This is a genomic window from Isoptericola sp. 178 (assembly GCF_030586525.1).
Taxonomy (GTDB): Bacteria; Actinomycetota; Actinomycetes; order Actinomycetales; family Cellulomonadaceae; genus Isoptericola; species Isoptericola sediminis.
Genome location: NZ_JAUQYN010000005.1, coordinates 116,935 through 136,283, shown reverse-complemented (window position 1 = coordinate 136,283; position 19,349 = coordinate 116,935). Strand labels below are relative to the sequence as shown.

Below are 19,349 nucleotides of genomic sequence, written 5' to 3'. Positions count from 1 at the left end.
ACGAGGGCGCGACGCCGTTCTCAGCCGAGCAGCGCGTTGCCGTACCGCAGCAGGACGGCGGCGACCAGGAGGACGATCCACGCCGCCGTCAGGTACACGTCGGCGTCGATCCGGATCATCGAGACCGCCCAGCGCTGCACGCGGCGGGGCAGGTAGAGGTTGTCCTGCATGACGTTCCAGTGCAGCAGGGTCATGAAGACCACCGTCGTGGAGAGGGTGACCAGCAGGCACCACGGGCACAGGGCGTGGATGACGAAGTACGACTGCGCGAAGAGCCAGTAGGCGAACAGCAGGCCGATCGTGTACACCCCCTGCGCGGCGGCCATGAACCAGCGCGGGAACTGCACGCCGCCGAGCCCGGCGACGGCGATGGTGATGACCACCGGCTCGGCGATGAGCCCGAGGAACGCGTTGGGGAACCCGAGCAGCTGGGCCTGCCAGGACAGGGCGACGCTGCCGCACGACAGCACGGAGTTGATGTCGCAGGCCAGCTCCGTCCCCGGATCGCCGGCGAGCTTGACGGCGTCGATCGACAGCACGAGAGAGGCGGTCAGGCTGATGAGCGCGGAGAACAGCATCCCGGCGAACACCCAGGTGCGGGAGTGGCGTCGACCCGACAGCTGCGACATCTCGCGTGGCTCCATGGCAGGAGCCTATCCAGCCCGGACCGCGCCGTCGGACGGGTCAGTCCAGCCGCGCGGGCCGGTCGATCACCCGCGACATGACGATCGCCGTCCGCGTCTTGTCCACGCGGGCGTTGACCCGGAACGACTCCACGATCCGCTCGACGTCGGACATCGAACCCGCCATGATCTGCACCAGCGCGTCGGCCTCCCCGGTGACGGTGTCGACCCGCACGACCTCCGGGATCGGTCCGAAGTCCCGCTCCAGCGCCGCCGGCGAGATGTTCCCGCGGCAGAAGATCTCGACGTAGGCCTCGATGCCCCAGCCGAGCTCCTCCGGCGCCACCCGGACCGTGAAGCCGGAGATCTCCCCGCGCGCCTGCATGCGGTCGACGCGACGCTTCACCGCCGTCGCCGACAGCCCGACGGCGTCCCCGATCTCGGCGTACGACGCCCGGCCGTCACGCAGCAGGATCGACACGATCTCGCGGTTGGTCTGGTCCATCCACTCCTCCTCGACGCAGGTTCGTTGCGACCAGCGTACGGAACCGTGCGATATCCACCGTCCACGTGCAGGAAAAGTGCCGTTCGGGTTCACGTCTGTCCCCCTAGCCTCGCAGCATGACGTTGCTCACACCGCCTGTCACCGAGTCGGAGCCGACCGGCTCCGCCCGCACGCCGACCGCCCGCCACTACCTCATGTGCCCGCCCGTCCACTTCGACGTGGTCTACGCGATCAACCCGTGGATGGACCTGTCCGTACCGGTGGACGCCGGTCACGCCGTCGTGCAGTGGCAGGCCCTCAAGGACGCCTACGAGGCGCACGGCCACACCGTCGACGTCATCGAGCCCGAGCCCGGGCTGCCCGACATGGTCTACGCCGCCAACGGCGGCATCGTCGTGAACGGTCAGGCGCTCGCCGCGCGGTTCACCCACCCCGAGCGTCAGCCCGAGGGCGTCGCCTACGACGCCTGGTTGCGCGGTTCCGGCGCGCAGCACGGTCTGGTCGGGCTCGGGCAGGCCGCCGAGCAGAACGAGGGCGAGGGCGACCTCCTCTGGGACGGCGAGGTCATGCTCGCCGGCACCGGCTTCCGCACCTCCCGTGCCGCGCACGCCGAGGTCGCCGAGCGTCTCGGCGTCGACGTCGTCACCCTCGAGCTGGTCGACCCGCGCTTCTACCACCTGGACACGGCCCTCGCGGTCCTGACCACGGCGTCGGAGGGCACCCGCCCGGAGATCGCCTACTTCCCCGCGGCCTTCACCCCGGAGGCCCAGGCCGTGCTGCGCGAGCGCTACCCGGACGCGATCATCGCCACCGAGGCCGACGCGGAGGTGCTCGGCCTCAACGCCGTCAGCGACGGCAAGCACGTGTTCCTGTCCGACCGCGCCACCGGGATGCACGCCGCGCTGCGGGAGCGCGGGTTCACGCCGGTGGGCATCGACCTGTCCGAGCTCCTCAAGGGCGGCGGCTCCGTCAAGTGCTGCACCCTCGAGCTCCGTCCCGCCCCGGAGGTGCGCGCATGACCACCGTCGACCTGCTGGACGTCGCCGCCGCTGCCCGCTGGGTCGCCGAGCGCGGCCCCGAGCGCATCATCAGCGAGCTCGCCGACGCCCTCGCCGAGGACTTCCGTCGCTGGCCCGAGCTCGACAAGCGTCCCCGGATCGCCTCGCACTCGCGCGACGGCGTCATCGAGCTCATGCCCGCGTCGGACGACGTCACCTACGGCTTCAAGTACGTCAACGGCCACCCGCTGAACCCGACGCGCGGCTACCAGACCGTCACCGCGTTCGGCGTGCTGTCCGAGGTGCACAACGGCTACCCGACGTTCCTGGCGGAGATGACGCTGCTCACCGCCCTGCGTACCGCGGCGACGTCGGCCCTGGCCGCGCGGACGCTGGCCCGCCCGGGCGCCCGGACGCACGCCCTGATCGGCACCGGGACGCAGGCGGAGTTCCAGGCGCTCGGGATGCGCGCCGCCCTCGGTGCCACGCAGGTCCGTGCCTGGGACGTGGACCCGGCGGCCCGCGAGAAGTTCGTCCGCAACGCCCGTGCCCTCGGGTTCGACGTGCACGAGGCGACGAGTGCCGAGGACGCCGTCGCGGGTGCCGACGTCGTCACCACCTGCACCGCCGACAAGCGCAACGCGACCGTCCTCACGGCCGCCATGCTGGCCACCGCCGCGCCGGGCGTGCACGTCAACGCCATCGGCGGCGACTGCCCGGGCAAGACGGAGCTCGAGGCGAGCATCCTCACCGCGCCGGGGACCGCCGTCGTCACGGAGTACACCCCGCAGACCCGGATCGAGGGGGAGATCCAGCAGCTCGCCGACGACTTCGCCGTCACCGAGCTGTGGGAGATCCTCACCGGCCAGGCCTCGGGCCGGACCGACCCGGACCAGGTCACGGTGTTCGACTCCGTCGGTTTCGCCGTCGAGGACTGGACCACGCTGCGGTTCGTGCACGCCGCGCTGCGGTCGGACCCGGCCGGGCGCGAGCTGCTCCAGCAGGTCGACCTCATCGCCGAGCCGACCGACCCGAAGGACCTGTTCTCCCTCGTCGCGACCCCGCTGCTGCAGCCGCAGGGCTGACGGCGGGCCCCACCTCCCCGGTCCGTGCGGGCTCAGGTCCGCACGGGCCGGGCGGTGGCGACGTCGTCGACGACGTCGATGATCGCCAGGAGGTTGGCGATCAGCGCTCCGTACAGCGGCCAGTAGCGGCCGGACAGGTCCTCGTCGGACAGGTCGTCGGCCAGCTGCTGGACGTCCCGGCGCAACGGTGCGACGTCGACGTCGGGGTCGGCGACCCCCCGGCCGGTCTGGCTGAGCAGGTCGATGTACCGGTCGCGGAACCGCGGGTCCCAGTCGTGCGCCTCGCGGCTCGAGTCGCGCACCTGCCGCGCGATGCTCTGGGTCTGTGCCACACCCTCCTCCAGCCGCAGGAGCACCTCCGGGTAGGTGCCGATCTCCTCCCCGGGATGCACCCGTCGGCGGGGGTTCCACCGGCCGGCCTCGCGCGCGTGCCGCACGAGCGTCCACGCGTGGTCGACGTCGCGCTGGACGGAGCGGGTGCGCTCGATCCAGTCCTCCTCCTCCTGGGAGTCCCAGGACCGGTCCATCTGCACGGCCATGTCCTGCAACAGCTGCCCGAGGCGCTCGTCGGCGTCGTCGATCTGCCGCTGCGCGCTGGAGTCGTTGAGCGGCGGGAACACGATGAGGTTGACCAGCAGCGCGACGGCGACACCGATGGCGGTGTCGATCAACCGGTCCGGGAGCAGGGCGATCGCTCGTTGCTCGGACAGGTTGTACCCCGTGGTGATGACGAACAGCACGGTGGTCGCGACGTACATGCCCTCGTCCCTCAGCCAGGGCACACGGCTCAGGCCGAGGCCCACCAGCAGCGCCAGGCCCAGCGACCACGCGGTCGCCTCGAAGGCGGAGACGACGACGAGGGAGATGAGGATGCCCGCGGCGACGGCGAGCACGGTCTGCGCGCCGCGTCGCAGCGTGCGGTCCACGGTGGGGTGCACCGTGAGCAGGGCGACCCAGGGTGCCAGGAACGCCTGTTCGAGCCCGAAGGCGAACTCGGCGAGACCCCAGGCGGCGGTCGCGGCGAACGCCGTCTTGACGAGCTGCAGGACGTCGGTCTGGTTCGCGGGCGACGTGAGCCAGTCGCTGACGCGCGACCAGGGGCGGGTCTTCTCGTGGCTGGGCATGGATCCAGTCAAACCGATCCCGGGCCGGAATTCCTGTGCACGGGCTTGCCAGCACCTGGTGCTGCGCTGCCATCATGTCCCTGACGTGCGCGGATGTCGGGCGCCGGGGCGACCGGCAGGGGGAGAGGGCGCGTGAGCGCGAGGAAGAACGCCGTCGAGCGGTCGTCGGGCGCCGTCGAGCGGGCGCGGCAGCTGCGCGCCGCGGCGGCCGCGGCCGGCCACGACGACGGCCCGGGCGCCGCCGGCACCGTCGACCCGGACGTCGTCCGGACGGCGCTGGCGACCCTGTCGCACGACGACCAGCGGCTGCTCGGGGACCGGTACGTCGCGGGCCGACGGCTCGAGGTCGTGGCCCGTGAGCTCGGGATCCCCGGTCGGTCGGCATCACGTCGGTTGGGGCACGCCGAGGACCGGTTCGCCCGGGCGCTGGCGGCAGCGCATGCCCGCGGCGGGTCGCGCCGCGCGTGCGTGGAGACGCGCCACGCCCTGCCCGGCTACGTCGGGCACCGGCTCGGTGGCGGACGTCGTCAGCTCCTCGAGGACCACCTGTTCGGCTGCAGCGGCTGCCTGCGCGCCTTCGTCGAGGTCCGCGGGGTGGCCTGGGCGCTGCAGGACGTCGCGCCCGCGCTGCGCGGTGCACCGGTCCCCACGGTGCGGTCGTTGCCGGCCGTGCTGGGTGCCCCGCTCACCCCCGGCCCGCGCCGCGGGCTCCTCCCCGGGCCGGTACCGGCCGCGGTCGGGCGCACGGTGGCGGTCGCCGCGGCGGTCGGCGTCGTCGCGGTCGCGATCGCGGCGGGGACCCTGCTCGACGGCGGCGGTGCGCTCGACGGGACGTCGTTGCCGGTCCCGGCGGCGATGGAGAGCTCCTCCTCGGCGCCGGCACCCCAGGTCACGATGCTGCTGTCGCCGGACCCCTCCGCCTCGGCGCAGTCGCCCGGCGTGTCGCCGACCTCCTCGCCGTCGCCGTCGTCGTCGGCCTCGTCGGGTCCGGTGCCCGACCCGGACCCCACGCCCTCCGCCTCGACGTCCTCCCCGGGCGACGAGCCGACGTCGCAGGAGTCGTCCGCGTCGGTGCCGCCCGCCTCGACGCCGCCTCGCGGACCGTCGCCCGGTACGACCTCGGCACCGTCCCCGGAACCGACCCGGTCCGCGTCGGCGCCGTCGGCCCCGGCCCCGGCCTCCGAGCCCGTCACCACCACGGTGGCCCTCGACGTCTCGGGACGCGGGACGTCCCAGGTGGTCCCCACGGGAGGCGGCCAGATCGTCGACGTCTCACCGCGTGACGGCAACGTGCGGGTCCAGCGCGCCGCGGACGGCTCCTGGTCGGTGTCGACCCGCGGGTCCTCGACGGGTGTCCTGGACGTGCGGGTCACCGGGCCGGGCGGGTCCGCACCGGGCGCCCTCCTCGTGCCCGTGGACTGATGCGGACCGGGGCGGCCCCGCGTGATGCGGGACCGCCCCGGTCCGTGGTGTCCTCGCTGCGCTCAGCGGCGCAGGCCCTTGCCGGGCGGCTCCGGGGCGTTGCCCGGGCCGCCGCCCACCTCACCGTTGACGTCCTCCGTGCTCCACGCCAGCTGCTGGGCTGCGTGACCGATCGCCCGCGACATGATGTCGAGGGCCTCCATCGACACGTTGTCGATGTCGTCGGCGGGGGTGTGGTAGTTCGGGTCGAGCAGGATGCCGGCCGTCCCGCCGAACATGTCGACCTCTTCCTCGGTCTTGACGCCGTCCGCGCCGGTGAACAGGCCCGAGGCGGGGATGCCGACCTCGATGAACGCCTGGTAGTCGGAACGGCCCGAGAACGGGGAGTCGACCCACGGCTGGTCGATACCGTCGAAGTAGTCGGTGAAGATCGACTCCACCGCGACCGACCCGTCCGGCACGGTCACCGGGGCCTCGAACGTCGACTCGTTCGCGTCGTACACGCCGATCGTGTAGTTCGGCGAGCCGATCATGTCGAAGTTGAGGTAGGCCGAGATGTCCTCGAGCTCCTCCGGGCTGTTGAAGTAGAGGTCCTCGATGTAGTGCCACGAGCCGAGCAGGCCGAGCTCCTCGGCGCCCCACCAGGCGAAGCGGACCTTGTTGTTCAGCGGGCCGCCCTTGGAGAGCTGGACGGCGGTCTCGAGGATCGCCGCGGAGCCGGAGCCGTTGTCGTTGATGCCGGCGCCCTCGTCCACGCTGTCGAGGTGGGCGCCGAGCATGACGACGTTGTCGTCACGGCCCGTGCGCGTCTCGGCGAGGACGTTGAAGGTCTCCTTGGTCTCGAGCGAGGTCTGCAGGTCGAAGAACACCTCGAGGTCCGGGTTCGCCTCCCACGCCTGCAGGATGAGGTCGCCCTCGGCCTGCGTGACGCCGACGGTCGGTGCGAAGTTCGCGTCCGGGCCGCCGAGGGTGCCGTTGAGGGCGCCCGCGGCGTTGTTGTAGATGATGACGGCCTCGGCACCCGCCGCGGCCGCGTTGAGCGACTTGGCGGCGAACGTGCAGCCGCCGCGCGAGACGAGGGCGATCATGCCCGTGGCGTCGATGCCGCCCCAGTCGCCGGCCGCGCAGCCGGTGACGACCGACGGCTCCACCAGCATCCCCGTGACGCCGTCGTCCGGGGTCGAGGTGGAGTAGCTCATCGGACGGGGCTCGAGCTCGACGCCCGGCACCTCGACGGTGAGGTCGAGGACGCTGAACTGCTCGACCTCGAAGTACTGCCGTTCGGTCTCGTAGCCGGCCTTCTGCAGCACCGACTCGACGTAGGCGCCGGACGCCTCGTAGCCGGGGGTGCCCATGGCGCGGTTGCCACCGTTCTCGTCGGCGATCTCCTGGAAGGCCTCCAGGTGGTCCCAGACCCGTTCGCCGGTGACCTTCTTGGCCAGGTCGCGGCCCGGGATCTCGGGGGGTGCAGCGGTGGCGGGCGGTGCCAGGAGCGCCGCGCCGAGGAGCCCGGTCAGGGCCACGGACGCGACGGTTGGCGTGAGGAGCTTGTTGCGCACGAATCAACCTCCAGGTCGAGCACCCGGGGCCGGTCGGCCCCCTGTCCACCCGTGCACGACGCGCGGATGCGGGTGCGGTTGCCCGCGACACTAGAGCCTCAGGGTGATCTACGTCACTACCGACACGCGCTCAGATCCGCTCGAGCAGGACCATCACCTCGAAGTGGGAGGTCTGGGGGAACATGTCCAGCAGCACCGCCCGCCGCGGCCGCAGCGACGGCATCTCGGCCAGGTCGCGGGCGAGCGTGCTCGCGCGGCAGCTCGAGTACAGGACGTGCCGCACCGCCGAATCCTCGAGGCGGCGGGCCAGGCCGGCGCCGATGCCGCGCCGCGGCGGGTTCACCACGACCAGCTGCGGGTCGTTCCCGGTGCCGAGCGCGAAGTCCGTCGCGTCGCCGGCGACGAACCGCACGTCCCGCACGGCGTCCCGCCACCAGGCCGCGTCGTGGTCGCCGACGACCGCGTCGGGAGGCAGGGTCGCGAGCTCGGTCGCCGTCGTGGTCGCCGAGGCGACGGCCTCCGCGGAGATCTCGATCCCGGTGACGGCCCGACCCGGCGCGGCGACGTGCAGCGCGAAGCCGCCGACCCCGCAGTACAGGTCCCACAGCGAGGTCGGCCCGATCTCGTCGACCCAGGCGCGTGCCTGCCGGTACAGGGCCGCCGCGACGCCCGTGTTCGTCTGGAAGAAGCTCTGCGGTCGCAGGTGCAGGGTGATCCCGTCCACGCGCATCGGCAGCGTCGAGCGCTCGGTGAGCACGATCTCCTCGTCGCCCTCGAGCACGGCGGCGTGCGCGGGCTGGACGTTGACGCTCAGGACCGCCAGCCCGGGGAGCTGCTCGTGCAGCCAGGGCAGGTGCTTGCGGATCCGGTCCACCGCCTCGGTGGAGCGCAGCACGAGCCGCACCATGAGCTCGCCGTCGGGCGACAGGGTGACCAGCACGTGCTTGAGCTCGCCACGCCGGGCGGCGTCCCGGGGGGTGACCCGTCGCCGGCGCGCGGCGCCGTCGGCGCCGGCGTCGGGCGGCGACAGGTCGTACGGCTGGATCCGGGCCCGCGTGACGAGCGCGGCGAGGGGGCCGAAGGAGGCCTGGAGCGCGGCGGGGTAGAGGCCGCAGTCGGTGAGGTCGACGCTCTGCCCGGCGTACGGTCCGGGGGGTCCCACGATCCCCAGCACCGGGTCGTCGACGGTGCCGGTGACCACCATCTTCGCCTTGTTGCGGAACCCGCTCTCCGGGCCGACGACGGGCGGCAGCCAGGTGACGTCGTCGTACCCCGCGAGCAGCTCGCGCACGTGCGACTCCTTGTCGCGGACCTGCTCGGGGCGCGGGATCTCGATGAGGGTGCACGACCGGCACCGGCCGGCGTCGTAGTGGGGGCACTGCACCGACCCATTGTCGCCCGGGTCAGGCGGGGAACTGCTCCGCGATCGCGCGCAGCCGGGCGACATACGCCGCCTGGTCGACGTCGGGGATGTTCGTGCTCCGGGGGAGCAGCCCGACGGCGCCGTCGATGCCCTCACGGAGGATGTCGGCGTGGCCGGCGTGCCGTTGCAGGTCGGCGAGGACGTGCACGACGACCCGCTCGAGCGTGACGTCGCCACGGTCGCCCCACCAGGGCACGTGCCCCGGGGCGTCGAGCGGCAGCGACTCGATGGTCTCGTCGGCGAAGGCCGCGACGCGGCGGTAGAGGTCGAGGATCTGCTCCGCCGACTCGTCGGTGGTCGCGAAGAAGTCCCCGTTGGGCTCGGTGTCGAAGCGGGTGGTCCACGCGATCTCGTCCGGCGTCGGCCACGGCCGCCCGAAGACCTCCCCGAAATAGCCGACCTCCGTGCTGGCCGCGTGCTTGACCAGCCCGAGCAGGTTGGTGCCCGTGGTGGTGCGTGGCATCCGGAGCTCCCGCTCGGAGAGTCCTTCGGTCTTCCACACCAGGGCCTCGCGCGCGTCGTGCAGGTAGTGGAGCAGCATCTCCCGGGTGTCCATCGTGGTCACGGCGGTGTCCTTCCGGCGGTCAGAGGGTGAGCAGACCGCGGCGCGTGGCGACCGCGACGGCCTCGGCGCGACGCGACGCCCCGAGCTTGGCCAGGATGTTGGAGACGTGCACGCTGACCGTCTTGGTGGTGATGTAGAGGCGTTCGCCGATGAGGCGGTTGGACAGCCCCTCGGCGACCAGCGCGAGGACCTCCTCCTCCCGGTCGGTCAGCAGCCCGGTCTGGCGTCGCACGCCGGGCAGGGCCACCCGTGCGCGTCGGGCCCACGCGCGGGTCGCCTCGACGAGCGGCACCGCACCCATGGCCTCCGCCTCGTGCAGGGCCTCGGCGGTCTCCAGCTCCGCGGTGTCGCGCTCACCGGCTGCGAAGAGCGCCTGGGCCCAGCGCAGCCGAGAACGGGCCACCTCGTAGCGGTAGCCGTAGGAGAACTCCTGCACGGTGGCCTCCCAGACCTCCGGGTCGGCGGGGTCGCCGCCCGTGGCCGCCACCAGCCGGGCGTGCTCGGCCTCCGCCCGCTGCAGCCACGCCCGCCCCTCGGGGCCGAGGACGCCCCCGCGCGGTCTGCCCCGCTCGGCCGTCCGCCGGGCGATCGTGCGCAGCTCGTCGCCGCGCCGCCGGCGCTCGGCCTGTGCCGCGTCGCCCCGACCGGCCGTGGCCTCCTCCGCCGCGCCGGCCAGGGCCGCCAGCGCGAGCGCGGAGATCCAGATCCGGCCGAGGAAGTACATGCTCCACACGGTGCCGAGCCGCTCGGCGACGTCGCCGGCCAGCTCCACCGCCTCGTCGTACCTCCCGGCCCAGGTCAGGGCGTCGACGCCGCAGCCACCGGCGATCAGCAGGACGAACCCGTCGATCTCACCGTCCTGGCGCAGCGCGGCGGCCCGGCCGAGGGCGTCCGCGTCGCCGCGGGCGACCGCCGCGTACAGCCCGGCGGGTGCCACGGTCGGAGCCGCCCCCGGGCCCGGTCCGCTCTCGCCCGCCCTCAGGTCGCCGCGCACGTAGCGCAGCAGCTCGGCGAGCTCCCGCATCGCCAGGCCGTAGGATCCGCGATCCGTGGCGGTCTCCCGGGCGCGGGCCAGCCCGGCGCGCAGCACGTCCTCGGCGGCGTCCAGCTGGCCCGCGTAGTACCGGGTCGAGACGAGGTTGAACCAGCAGCGCAGCTCGGTGCTCAGGCTGCCCGCCGCGACGGCGCGGTCCCGTGCCGCCTCGAGCAGCCGCGCCGCCTCGTCGGGATCGCCGACCTCCAGGACGGCGAGCGACGTCAGCGCGTCGGTCTCCGGCACCGGGTCGTCGACGGCGCGGGCGACCGCCACGGCACGTTCCAGGAACTCCCGTGCGACGTCGTCCTCGTCCCGGTTGAGCTCGATGCGGCCCCGGGTGGCGAGGGTGGCGGCGAGCTCCGCCGTCGGCTCCGCCCCGAGCGCCGTCAGGGCCAGGTCGGTCTGCCGGGCGGCCTCGTCGAGGTCGTCGAGCTCCAGCTGGTAGCGGGCGACGACGTGGCGCAGCGCGGCCTGCCGTCGCGGGCTGTCGTCGAGGGAGGTCACGGCGCCCTCGGCCAGCTGGACGGCGCGCGTCGGCCGCCCGTCGCGCGAGGCGGCCCCGGCCGCCTCCAGCGCCACGTCGACGCGGTCCGCCCCGATCAGCCCGGCGGCGTCCGGCACGGACTCCCACAACGACAGGACGTTCTCCAGGTGCCGCAGCTGCTCGCCGGGGGCCAGCAGCTCGCGGGCCCGGTCGGCCGCCTCCGCGGACGCCGCCAGCGCGGTCGGCAGGTCGTGCCCCTGCCGGGCGTGGTGGGCCCGTTCGGCGGCCGACCCCAGGTCGGGCCGCTCGGACAGGGTGGCGAGGTAGGTGCGATGGGTCGTGGCCCGTTCGCCCGGCAGCAGGTCGAGGGCCAGCGCCTCGGCCAGCAGGGCGTGACGGAAGGTGACGTGGACGCCCTCGACCGTGAGCACCTGCCGGGCGACGGCGTCGCGCAGCGCGGCCGTGGCCGCGCCGGGCCCGTCGAGCCCGGGGGTGCGCGCCGCCACCGCCAGCAGCAGGTCCTCGCGGACCTGGCGGCCGGCGACCGAGGCGAGACGCACGAGCTGCTGCACGGTGGGGTCGAGGTGCTGCATCCGGGCGTGCAGCATGTCGGCGAGGGTCCACGGCAGGGTGCCGGGCGACGCGTCCGCGGCGAGCAGCTCTCGGCGAAGAACGCGTTGCCCTCCGACCGGCGCAGCACCTCGGCGAAGTCCGCCTCGGGCAGCGGCTCGCCGTGCACGGCCGTGGTGAAGGTCCGCAGCTCGTCGGGGGTGAACGGGTCGAGCTCGACGTGCTCGACCGGCTGCATGCGGTGCAGCTCGGCGAGCAGCGGGCGCAACGGGTGCCGGCGGTCGACGTCGTCGCTGCGGTAGGTGAGCACGAGCAGCAGGTGCTCGGTCCGCATCCGGGCGACGAGGAACCGGAGCACGTCCCGCGTGGAGGGGTCGGCCCAGTGCAGGTCCTCGACGACCAGCACCAGCGGTGCGCCCGGGCGGCCGGCGATCGCGAGCGCGCCCGCGATCCCGTCCAGCAGCGGGAGCCGCTCGGCCTGGTCGTCGCGACCGGACGACGGCGGCTCGTCGTCACCGGGCCCGAGCAGGCGGGCCAGCGCGGGCCGCCCGGCGATCAGCCGCGCCACGCGGCCGGCCACGTCGTCGTCGGACGCGGCGGGGGCCCGGAGCAGGCCGAGCGCCTCGGTGAAGGGCAGGTAGGGGATGCCGATCTCGCCGAGGTCGACGCAGTGCGCCACCACCACGTGCCCACCGGCACGGTCCGCCGTCGCGGCGAGGTCCGTGACCAGGCGCGTCTTGCCGACGCCGGCATCGCCGGAGACGACCAGCACGCCCGGCCGTCCGACGGCCGCGCGGTCGTAGGCACGGCGGAACCCGGCGACCTGTGACTCCCGGCCGACCAGAGGAACCTGCGACGAGCGCCTCACCTCCATATCGTCCCACCCGCCCCCGACATCTCGGGCACGGTCGTCGACGGCCCCCGGCCCTGCCGCGGTCACGCCGGCTGGTGGTGTGCCCCGGCACGGACCCGGACCGGTCGTGCCGCAGGGCCCCGGGTGGCCCGCCGGGTGCGCCACCGATCCCACCAGGTCGGGGCGTGGTAGGCCTGCGCGGCGCGTTCGCGCCGGTAGGCGAGCTCGGCCTCCAGGGCCGGACCGAACAGCTGGGACATGATCTCGCTCCTCGTCGTGCGTCGTCCTGACACCCCCGACGGTGCCCCTGAGGTGCCCGGGGGCGGATCGTCCGAACGACCGGTCCTGCCGCTCTCCGGGCACCTCAGACGTCCCGCCTCACCGCCTGAGGTACCCGGGATGTCGAGAACCGTCCGGTGGCTCCGTCCCCCGGGTGTCGGCACGATCGACGAAGGACCCCGGACGAAGGAGACGACCATGACGAAGTACCTGATGCTCAAGCACTACCGCGGCGGCCCGGAGCAGCGGCCGAACGCGGTGCAGCCGATGGACCGCTGGACGCCGCAGGAGGTGTCCGACCACATCGCGTTCATGGACCACGTCATCGACGTCCTCACCGAGCGTGGTGAGTTCGTCGACGCCCAGGCGCTGTCCCCGGAGGGCACGTTCGTGCGGTTCGACGGCGAGGGGCGCCCGCCCGTCACCGACGGACCGTTCGCCGAGACCAAGGACGTGATCGCCGGGTGGATGATCATCGACGTCGACTCGACCGAGCGGGCGCACGAGGCGGCGGCGTTCCTGTCGTCGGCGCCCGGACCCGGTGGGCTGCCGCTGGAGGAGTGGATCGAGGTGCGCCCGTTCCTGCAGGACGCGCCGGCCGGGGCGGAGTGACCGGCCCGGGCGACGGAGCGGCCGCGGACCGGACGGACGTGGCCGGGCTCCTGCGCGAGCTCGGCCCGCCGGTCCTCGGCGCGCTCGTGCGGCGCGGCGCGGACTTCGCCACCGCGGAGGACAGCGTCCAGGAGGCGCTGGTCGAGGCCGCACGTCGCTGGCCCGCCGACCTCCCGGCCGACCCGCGCGCCTGGCTCGTCACCGTGGCCTGGCGCCGGTTCCTCGACGCCCGGCGCGCGGACGAGGCCCGACGACGGCGCGAGGAGCAGGTGACGGCCGCCCCGGGACAGGGCCCGACCGAGCAGGACGACGACACGCTGCTGCTGCTGAGCCGGTGCTGCCACCCGTCGCTGAGCCCGGCCTCGGCCGTGGCGCTGACGCTGCGCGCGGTCGGCGGGCTGACGACGGCGCAGGTGGCGCGGGCGTACATGGTCCCGGAAGCCACGATGGCCCAGCGGATCAGCCGTGCGAAGCGCACCGTCGCCGGCGAGACGTTCGACCGGCCAGGTGATGTACAGAACGTCCTGCGCGTGCTGTACGTGATGTTCACCGAGGGGCACACGGGCGGGGTGGACCTGGCCAGGGAGGCCGTCCGGCTGACGTGGCAGCTCGCCGTCGCCACGGCCGACCCGGAGGTCGCCGGCCTGCTCGCCCTCATGCTGCTCACCGACGCGCGTCGCGCGGCCCGGTGGACGCGGCGTGGCGAGCTGGTGCCGCTCGCCGAGCAGGACCGCTCGGCCTGGGACACCGCGGCGATCGCCGAGGGGGTGCGGCTGCTGCAGGCCGCGCTCGCCCGGGACCGCCTGGGGGAGTACCAGGTGCAGGCGGCCATCCAGGCGCTGCACGACGACGCGGCGACCGCCGCGGAGACCGACTGGATGCAGATCCTCGAGTGGTACGACGAGCTCGTGGCGCTCGCGGACTCCCCGGTGGTGCGCCTCAACCGGGCGGTCGCCGTCGGGCACGCCGACGGTCCACCCGCCGGGCTCCGGGCTCTCGACGCCGTCGCCCCGGACGTGCCACGACGGGTCGCCGTCGAGGCGTACCTGCACGAGCTCGCCGGTGCGCGGGTGCTGGCGGCGGACCTGTACGCACGGGCTGCCTGGACGGCCACGTCCGTGCCGGAGCGGCACCACCTGCTGCGTCGGGCAGCAGCGTTGCGGAACGCCCCCGAGGACCGCGCGGTCGCGCCGCCGGTGGAGGATAGGTATACCTAAGTGCTGCGCTATCGTGGAGGGGTCCCGACACGTCGTCACCATCCGTCCCGGTGGAGGTCCCATGCCCGTCGTCGCCCCGGAGCGCACCCTCTCCGCCCTGCTGCGCGACGGCACGCGCGAGGAGCACGAGCGGGCCGAGAGCGAAGGCTTCGTCTCCCTGCTCCTGGGTGGTCGGCTCGACGTGGACGCCTACGCCGACCTGGCCGCCCAGCAGCACGCCGTGTACACCGCCCTGGAGCAGGTGGGCGAGACCGTGCGCCAGGATCGGCGCGGCACGGGCCTGGTGTTCGACGAGCTGAGGCGCGTCCCGGCCATCGAACGCGACCTGACGTTCCTGCGCGGACCGGCCTGGCGGGACGAGATCCGGGTGCTGCCGGCCACCGCGACCTACGTCGCCCGGCTGCACGACGTCGGGACCCGGGTGCCGGAGTACGCCGCCCACGCCTACACCCGCTACCTGGGCGACCTCTCGGGCGGGCAGATCGTGCAGCGGATGATGCAGCGCCACTACGGCATGGGGGCCGACGGCCTGGAGTTCTACGACTTCCCCGCGATCCCGCGGCTCAAGCCGTTCAAGGACCTGTACCGGGCCCGGCTCGACGACCTCGCGCTGACCCCTGACGAGACGGCGACGGCCGTCGCGGAGGCCCAGGAGGCGTTCCGCCTCAACCGCGCCGTGTTCGTCGAGCTCGGCGACGCGCACCCGGCGCCCTGACGTCGCCCGTCCGCACCGTTAGGGTGCCCGGCATGACCGCCGTCCTCGCCCGCTACAGCGCTGCCGTGCTCGTGTGCGGTGCCGCGGTGCTCCTGTTCGCCGTGCATGTGCGCCCGCTCGGCTACGTGCCGCTGCTGGCCGGGGTCGTCCTCGGGTTCGTGGTCGACCGCCTCCTCGGGCGGGACCTGGCGCTCATCGCGCTCGGCATGACGATCGTCTCGTCGATCTCGTTGCAGGCGGACCTGTCCGACGCCGGCATGGCGAGGTTCACGGTCGCGCTGTCGCTGGCGGTCCTGGTGCCCTGGGCGCTGTCCCGCTACGTGTTCCGCGACGACGACGGCAAGGGGGCGGTGCAGTTCCCCGTCCTCACCGGGCGCCGGTGGACCCGCGGGCAGTGGCTGTACCTGGTGGTCGTGGTCGTCGTCGGCTACCTCGTGCTGCCCTGGTACTTCCTGTCCTCCGGGGCGTACCTGAACTGGCCGCCGCTCGAGGAGGACGGTGCGATCGGGAGGCTGTTCGTCGGCGTCAACGCGGTCGGCATCTGGGACGAGCTGTTCTTCATCTGCACGGTGTTCGCGCTGCTGCGCCGTCACTTCCCGCTGCAGGCGGCCAACCTGCTCCAGGCCACGGTGTTCGTGTCGTTCCTGTGGGAGCTCGGCTACCGCGAGTGGGGGCCGCTGCTGACGATCCCGTTCGCGCTGGTGCAGGGCTGGATCTTCGCCCGGTACAAGTCGTTGCCGTACGTGGTCACCGTGCACCTGCTCTTCGACGCGGTCGTCTTCGCGGTGCTGGTCCACGGCCACCACCCGGAGCTGTTCGACATCTTCGTGACGGCTCCCTGACCCGCCACGAACCCGACGGAGATCGCCTGGTTCGACCGGGGCCCGCTGTCCGCCGAGCGGTTGATCCTCGGCGGGTCGTGGTCGGCGCACTACGACAACGGGTACGCCTTCTCGAACGACATCCCGCAGGGCTTCGACGGCCTGGAGATCGACGACGCGGCCGGTGTCGGCAAGCAGCAGCCGAACACCTACCGTGAGCTCTACCAGCGTGCGTGGTCAGCGTCGGCGCCGGAGCCGCGACTCGACGAGCGGGACGGCGACCGCCACCAGGGTCAGGGCGGCGCCGACGTACATGGCCGCACCGGGAGCCGCGGCCCCGGGGACGAGGACGTCGAGCAGGAGCGCGCCGACGACCTGCCCGGCGATGAGCCCCAGACCGAGCAGCAGCACGCCGATGCGGTGCACCACGGCTGCCTGGATCGCGATGAACACGATGCCGAGCAGCCCGCCGGAGTACAGCACGAGGTCCAGGGGCCAGCGCGTCGGCAGCGCGCCCTCCGGCCACCCGCCCACCAGCACCGACACGGCGAAGGCGACCACCAGCGCCGTCGTGCCGACGAGGAAGTTCATGAACGTCGCCGCCGCCACCCCGGGGAACGTGGACGACGGCGGTGCCCCCGGTGCGGCCGCCGGGACGGCCGCACCCCGCACCCGCCCGTTCATCGCCTGCTGCCAGGCCTGGAAGATCCCGGCGAGCAGCGGGATCACGGCCAGCCACACATCCTCGACGCGGTCCACCGACCCGGACACGGCGACCGCGACGGCGACCACGGTCAGCGCCGGGCCGACGGCGCGGCCCACGGTGACCAGCCGGACCCCGCCCGGGGCGAGCCCGAGCCGGTCCACGACCAGCGAGCTCACGGACTGCCCGGCCACGATCGCCACCATGAACAGCGCGACGCCGAGGGAGGAGACGGTCAGGCCCTGGGCCGCGACGTAGAACCCGCCGCCGAGTCCGCCCAGCACCTCCCAGGGGCGGAGCCCCCCGGTGCGCAGGGCGGTGCGGACGTGACCGAGGGCGGTGCGCGCCGCGGGCCAGCACAGCACCGCGACCGTCAGCCAGAGCAGCCCCGAGCCGAAGGAGACGACGGCCGCCCCGAAACCGCTGCCGACCTCGGTGGCCAGGGTCCCGTTGACCCGGGACTGCGTGGCGGCCGCCAGACCGCCCAGCACGGCGGCCGCGACGCCGGCGACGGTGCCGACGTTGCGCACCGGGGCAGGGGTGGTCACCCGCGGAGTGTACGGCGCGGGGTGCGGAACGCCCGAGCGCGCCGTGGCAGGATGCCGGGCGTGACGACCGACATCGGCGCCCGGCACGCCCGGACCGCCGAGCTGACCACCGTGACCGGCGGTGGGCACGGGCACGGTCACGGAGGCCCGGCCCCGCCCGCCCCGCTGCGGACACGGGTCGTGCTCGCGCTCCTGGTCCTTCCGGCCCTCGTCGCCACCGCCCTGGGGCTGTGGCAGCTGTGGCCCTCGGCCGCCGACGTGCCCGACCGGGTGCCCGTCGTCGTCGAGGGGAGCGAGCTGGTGTCCGCGACCGTCGTCGGCCCGCTCGAGGGCGAGGCCGCCGGTGACGCCTCCTGGCCGACCACGGAGGACTCGACCACCGGCAACGTCGCGATCCGGCTGCCCGACGGGACCACCTCCGGGATGCAGGCGGAACCACGGTTCGCGCTCGAACCCGGCGACGCCGTCGTGGCGCTGTACATCGGCGACTTCGCCGAGACCCCCGTCCCCTACGTCTTCATGGACTACGAGCGGGAGGTCCCGTTCGCGCTCCTGGCGGCCGCGTACGTGCTGGTCGTGCTGCTCGTGGCCCGGTGGCGGGGCCTGGCGGCGCTCGCGGGGCTCGCGGTGGCCTTCGGCGTCTTCGTGACCTTCACCTTCCCCGCGCTGCTCTCCGGGGAGAACGCGCTGGGCGTGGCGCTGGTGACCTCGTCGGCGGTGATGCTGGCCGTGCTCTACCTGGCCCACGGCCTGACGGCGCGCACCACCGTCGCGCTGCTCGGGACCCTGGCAGGTCTGGCCCTGACCGCCGGGATCGGAGCGTGGGCCACCGGCGCCGCACAGATCACGGGGGCCTCGGAGGAGGTCGCGCAGAACCTGCCCGTCATCGCCCCCGGGGTGGACCTGCGCGGCATCGCGCTCTGCGGTCTCGTGCTGGCGGGCATGGGTGTGCTCAACGACGTGACGATCACGCAGGCGTCGGCCGTCTGGGAGCTGCGGGCGCTGGCCCCGTCGGCCCCGCGACGGGCCCTGTTCGCCCGGGCGATGCGGATCGGGCGCGACCACATCGCCTCGACCGTCTACACGATCGCGTTCGCCTACGTCGGTGCCGCCCTGCCCCTGCTGCTGACGGTGTGGCTGCTGGACCAGACGCCGTTGACGACGCTGACCTCGGGGGAGATCGCCGAGGAGGTCGTGCGCACCCTGGTGGGGTCGATCGGCCTGGTGCTGGCGATCCCGATCACGACGGCGATCGCCGCCGTCACGGTCCCGACCGGCCGTGCCCTGGCGACGGGTGGCGAGGTCGGCCACGATGGGTCGCACCCGACATCGGAGGGCGCCGTGCCGAGCCGACCAGATCCCGGGGCTGAGCAGCCGTGACCGGCGACGTCGACCCCGACGCGCCGCACGAGGGCTTCTTCCCGCGCCGGCCGCAGCCCGTGGCGCCCGACGACCCCCGGTTCGACCCGCACTCCCGCTGGGTCGACCGGTTCGGCCTGCTCCTCGCCCTGAGCGCCCTGACGGTCGTGCTGCTGTCGCTCGTGGACATCCGGTCGGCCCCGGGAGGCGAGCTGGGACCGGCCCTGGCGGGGCTCGCGACGACGGTGACGGTGGGAGCGACCTTCGTGCTGGCCCTGCGTGCGGCCGGCCTGCGTGCGCGGCCGCGGCGGTGGCTCTACCTGGTGCTCGGCCTGCTGTTCGTGCTGTCCCTGACGATCGTGCTGGTGCTGAACACCCCCGACACCCTGACGTCGGTGCCTCCGCTGCTGGCGATCATCGCCGCGATGGCCCCGGTGCTGGTCGTGCGTCGCCTGCTCTACCACCGGGTCGTCTCCCTGGCCACGGTGCTCGGGGCCGTCTCGGCGTACGTGCTGATCGCCGTCGCGTACTACTACGCGTTCATCACCGCCGACGCGGTCTCCTCGACGCCGTTCTTCGGGCAGGAGGAGCCGAGCACGGCGTTCATGTACTTCTCGCTGACGACGATCACGACGCTCGGGTACGGGGACCTCGCCGCGGAGAACGCGGCGGGCCGGCTGCTGGCCACCAGCGAGGCCGTCATCGGTCAGGTCTACCTGGTGGTCTTCGTGGCCATGATCGTCAGCCTCGCCGCCAACCGCGTGCAGCACCGACGCGGCTGAGGTGGCCTCGGCGGCCGGGGCCCCGCTGCCCGGCGTGCCTCCGTCGCGCGGGGGAGGCGCCCGGGC

At 73.8% G+C, this 19,349-nt stretch carries 18 protein-coding genes and 1 pseudogene; 9 read left to right on the top strand and 10 right to left on the bottom strand.

Annotation, left to right across the window (positions count from 1 at the left end):
• Positions 1-20 precede the first annotated feature (20 nt).
• Together Q6349_RS14735 and Q6349_RS14730 are read right to left on the bottom strand one after the other, a co-directional pair.
• Positions 21-644: a vitamin K epoxide reductase family protein gene (locus Q6349_RS14735; RefSeq protein WP_171246234.1), complete on the bottom strand. Its 624-nt coding sequence runs from the start codon at positions 642-644 to the stop codon at positions 21-23.
• 40 nt (positions 645-684) lie between these two features.
• Positions 685-1,128, bottom strand: a complete 444-nt coding sequence (locus Q6349_RS14730) for an Lrp/AsnC family transcriptional regulator (RefSeq protein ID WP_304604734.1) — start codon at positions 1,126-1,128, stop codon at positions 685-687.
• A 116-nt stretch (positions 1,129-1,244) separates the two neighbouring features.
• Here Q6349_RS14730 and ddaH point away from each other — a divergent pair, with 116 nt between their 5' ends.
• Together ddaH and Q6349_RS14720 are read left to right on the top strand one after the other, a co-directional pair.
• Positions 1,245-2,147 carry a dimethylargininase gene (gene ddaH / locus Q6349_RS14725; protein WP_304604733.1) on the top strand — a complete coding sequence of 301 codons (903 nt, stop codon included), beginning with the start codon at positions 1,245-1,247 and terminating at the stop codon, positions 2,145-2,147.
• Entirely contained in the window at positions 2,144-3,211 is a 1,068-nt protein-coding gene (locus Q6349_RS14720; protein WP_304604732.1) for an ornithine cyclodeaminase, read from the top strand. The genes ddaH and Q6349_RS14720 overlap by 4 nt, the downstream gene beginning before the upstream one ends.
• Before the next feature lie 32 nt (positions 3,212-3,243).
• On the opposite strand, the gene Q6349_RS14715 is transcribed toward Q6349_RS14720, so the two are convergent.
• Positions 3,244-4,335, bottom strand: a complete 1,092-nt coding sequence (locus Q6349_RS14715) for an aromatic acid exporter family protein (protein ID WP_304604731.1) — start codon at positions 4,333-4,335, stop codon at positions 3,244-3,246.
• 132 nt (positions 4,336-4,467) lie between these two features.
• Here Q6349_RS14715 and Q6349_RS14710 point away from each other — a divergent pair, with 132 nt between their 5' ends.
• The gene (locus tag Q6349_RS14710; RefSeq protein WP_304604730.1) at positions 4,468-5,757 is read left to right on the top strand and encodes a zf-HC2 domain-containing protein; all 1,290 of its coding nucleotides are present in this window, start codon (positions 4,468-4,470) and stop codon (positions 5,755-5,757) included.
• Positions 5,758-5,819: 62 nt separating this feature from the next.
• On the opposite strand, the gene Q6349_RS14705 is transcribed toward Q6349_RS14710, so the two are convergent.
• The 6 genes and pseudogenes from Q6349_RS14705 to Q6349_RS14680 all read right to left on the bottom strand — a co-directional run bounded on the left by Q6349_RS14705 (position 5,820) and on the right by Q6349_RS14680 (position 12,507).
• Positions 5,820-7,316 (bottom strand): M20/M25/M40 family metallo-hydrolase, encoded by a 1,497-nt coding sequence (locus tag Q6349_RS14705; protein ID WP_304604729.1) that lies wholly within the window; start codon positions 7,314-7,316, stop codon positions 5,820-5,822.
• 130 nt (positions 7,317-7,446) lie between these two features.
• Positions 7,447-8,700 carry a 23S rRNA (uracil(747)-C(5))-methyltransferase RlmC gene (gene rlmC / locus Q6349_RS14700; RefSeq protein ID WP_304604728.1) on the bottom strand — a complete coding sequence of 418 codons (1,254 nt, stop codon included), beginning with the start codon at positions 8,698-8,700 and terminating at the stop codon, positions 7,447-7,449.
• Between the two features lie 19 nt (positions 8,701-8,719).
• On the bottom strand, positions 8,720-9,295 hold the full coding sequence (locus tag Q6349_RS14695) for a DinB family protein (protein ID WP_304604796.1): 576 nt from the start codon (positions 9,293-9,295) through the stop codon (positions 8,720-8,722).
• 28 nt (positions 9,296-9,323) lie between these two features.
• Positions 9,324-11,432 carry a response regulator transcription factor gene (locus Q6349_RS14690; RefSeq protein WP_304604727.1) on the bottom strand — a complete coding sequence of 703 codons (2,109 nt, stop codon included), beginning with the start codon at positions 11,430-11,432 and terminating at the stop codon, positions 9,324-9,326.
• Positions 11,433-11,761: 329 nt separating this feature from the next.
• Positions 11,762-12,268: pseudogene (locus tag Q6349_RS14685) on the bottom strand (ATP-binding protein); the annotation flags it as partial.
• Positions 12,269-12,330: 62 nt separating this feature from the next.
• Positions 12,331-12,507: a hypothetical protein gene (locus Q6349_RS14680; RefSeq protein WP_304604726.1), complete on the bottom strand. Its 177-nt coding sequence runs from the start codon at positions 12,505-12,507 to the stop codon at positions 12,331-12,333.
• Positions 12,508-12,724: 217 nt separating this feature from the next.
• Here Q6349_RS14680 and Q6349_RS14675 point away from each other — a divergent pair, with 217 nt between their 5' ends.
• The 4 genes from Q6349_RS14675 (at position 12,725) to Q6349_RS14660 (ending at position 15,912) form a co-directional block, all read left to right on the top strand.
• Positions 12,725-13,138 (top strand): YciI family protein, encoded by a 414-nt coding sequence (locus tag Q6349_RS14675; RefSeq protein WP_304604725.1) that lies wholly within the window; start codon positions 12,725-12,727, stop codon positions 13,136-13,138.
• A gap of 38 nt (positions 13,139-13,176) precedes the next feature.
• Entirely contained in the window at positions 13,177-14,355 is a 1,179-nt protein-coding gene (locus tag Q6349_RS14670; protein WP_304604724.1) for an RNA polymerase sigma factor, read from the top strand.
• A gap of 61 nt (positions 14,356-14,416) precedes the next feature.
• A complete protein-coding gene (locus tag Q6349_RS14665; protein ID WP_304604723.1) occupies positions 14,417-15,070 on the top strand; it encodes a heme oxygenase (biliverdin-producing) in 654 nt (217 codons plus the stop codon).
• Positions 15,071-15,102: 32 nt separating this feature from the next.
• A complete protein-coding gene (locus Q6349_RS14660; protein WP_304604722.1) occupies positions 15,103-15,912 on the top strand; it encodes a type II CAAX prenyl endopeptidase Rce1 family protein in 810 nt (269 codons plus the stop codon).
• Between the two features lie 216 nt (positions 15,913-16,128).
• Here Q6349_RS14660 and Q6349_RS14655 read toward each other — a convergent pair whose 3' ends face one another.
• Complete coding sequence (locus Q6349_RS14655; protein ID WP_304604721.1) at positions 16,129-17,142, bottom strand: DMT family transporter; 1,014 nt, start codon at positions 17,140-17,142, stop codon at positions 16,129-16,131.
• A gap of 60 nt (positions 17,143-17,202) precedes the next feature.
• Between Q6349_RS14655 and Q6349_RS14650 the strand changes: the two genes are divergently transcribed.
• On the top strand, positions 17,203-18,522 hold the full coding sequence (locus Q6349_RS14650) for a YibE/F family protein (RefSeq protein WP_304604720.1): 1,320 nt from the start codon (positions 17,203-17,205) through the stop codon (positions 18,520-18,522).
• On the top strand, positions 18,519-19,283 hold the full coding sequence (locus tag Q6349_RS14645) for a potassium channel family protein (RefSeq protein ID WP_304604719.1): 765 nt from the start codon (positions 18,519-18,521) through the stop codon (positions 19,281-19,283). The genes Q6349_RS14650 and Q6349_RS14645 overlap by 4 nt, the downstream gene beginning before the upstream one ends.
• Positions 19,284-19,349 lie beyond the last annotated feature (66 nt).

Coding starts and splice junctions, on each gene's coding strand:
- Q6349_RS14735 (WP_171246234.1), bottom strand. CDS start 644: ATGGAGCCACGCGAGATGTCGCAGCTGTCGGGTCGACGCCACTCCCGC.
- Q6349_RS14730 (WP_304604734.1), bottom strand. CDS start 1,128: ATGGACCAGACCAACCGCGAGATCGTGTCGATCCTGCTGCGTGACGGC.
- ddaH (WP_304604733.1), top strand. CDS start 1,245: ATGACGTTGCTCACACCGCCTGTCACCGAGTCGGAGCCGACCGGCTCC.
- Q6349_RS14720 (WP_304604732.1), top strand. CDS start 2,144: ATGACCACCGTCGACCTGCTGGACGTCGCCGCCGCTGCCCGCTGGGTC.
- Q6349_RS14715 (WP_304604731.1), bottom strand. CDS start 4,335: ATGCCCAGCCACGAGAAGACCCGCCCCTGGTCGCGCGTCAGCGACTGG.
- Q6349_RS14695 (WP_304604796.1), bottom strand. CDS start 9,295: ATGGACACCCGGGAGATGCTGCTCCACTACCTGCACGACGCGCGCGAG.
- Q6349_RS14690 (WP_304604727.1), bottom strand. CDS start 11,432: ATGCTGCACGCCCGGATGCAGCACCTCGACCCCACCGTGCAGCAGCTC.
- Q6349_RS14680 (WP_304604726.1), bottom strand. CDS start 12,507: ATGTCCCAGCTGTTCGGTCCGGCCCTGGAGGCCGAGCTCGCCTACCGG.
- Q6349_RS14675 (WP_304604725.1), top strand. CDS start 12,725: ATGACGAAGTACCTGATGCTCAAGCACTACCGCGGCGGCCCGGAGCAG.
- Q6349_RS14665 (WP_304604723.1), top strand. CDS start 14,417: ATGCCCGTCGTCGCCCCGGAGCGCACCCTCTCCGCCCTGCTGCGCGAC.
- Q6349_RS14660 (WP_304604722.1), top strand. CDS start 15,103: ATGACCGCCGTCCTCGCCCGCTACAGCGCTGCCGTGCTCGTGTGCGGT.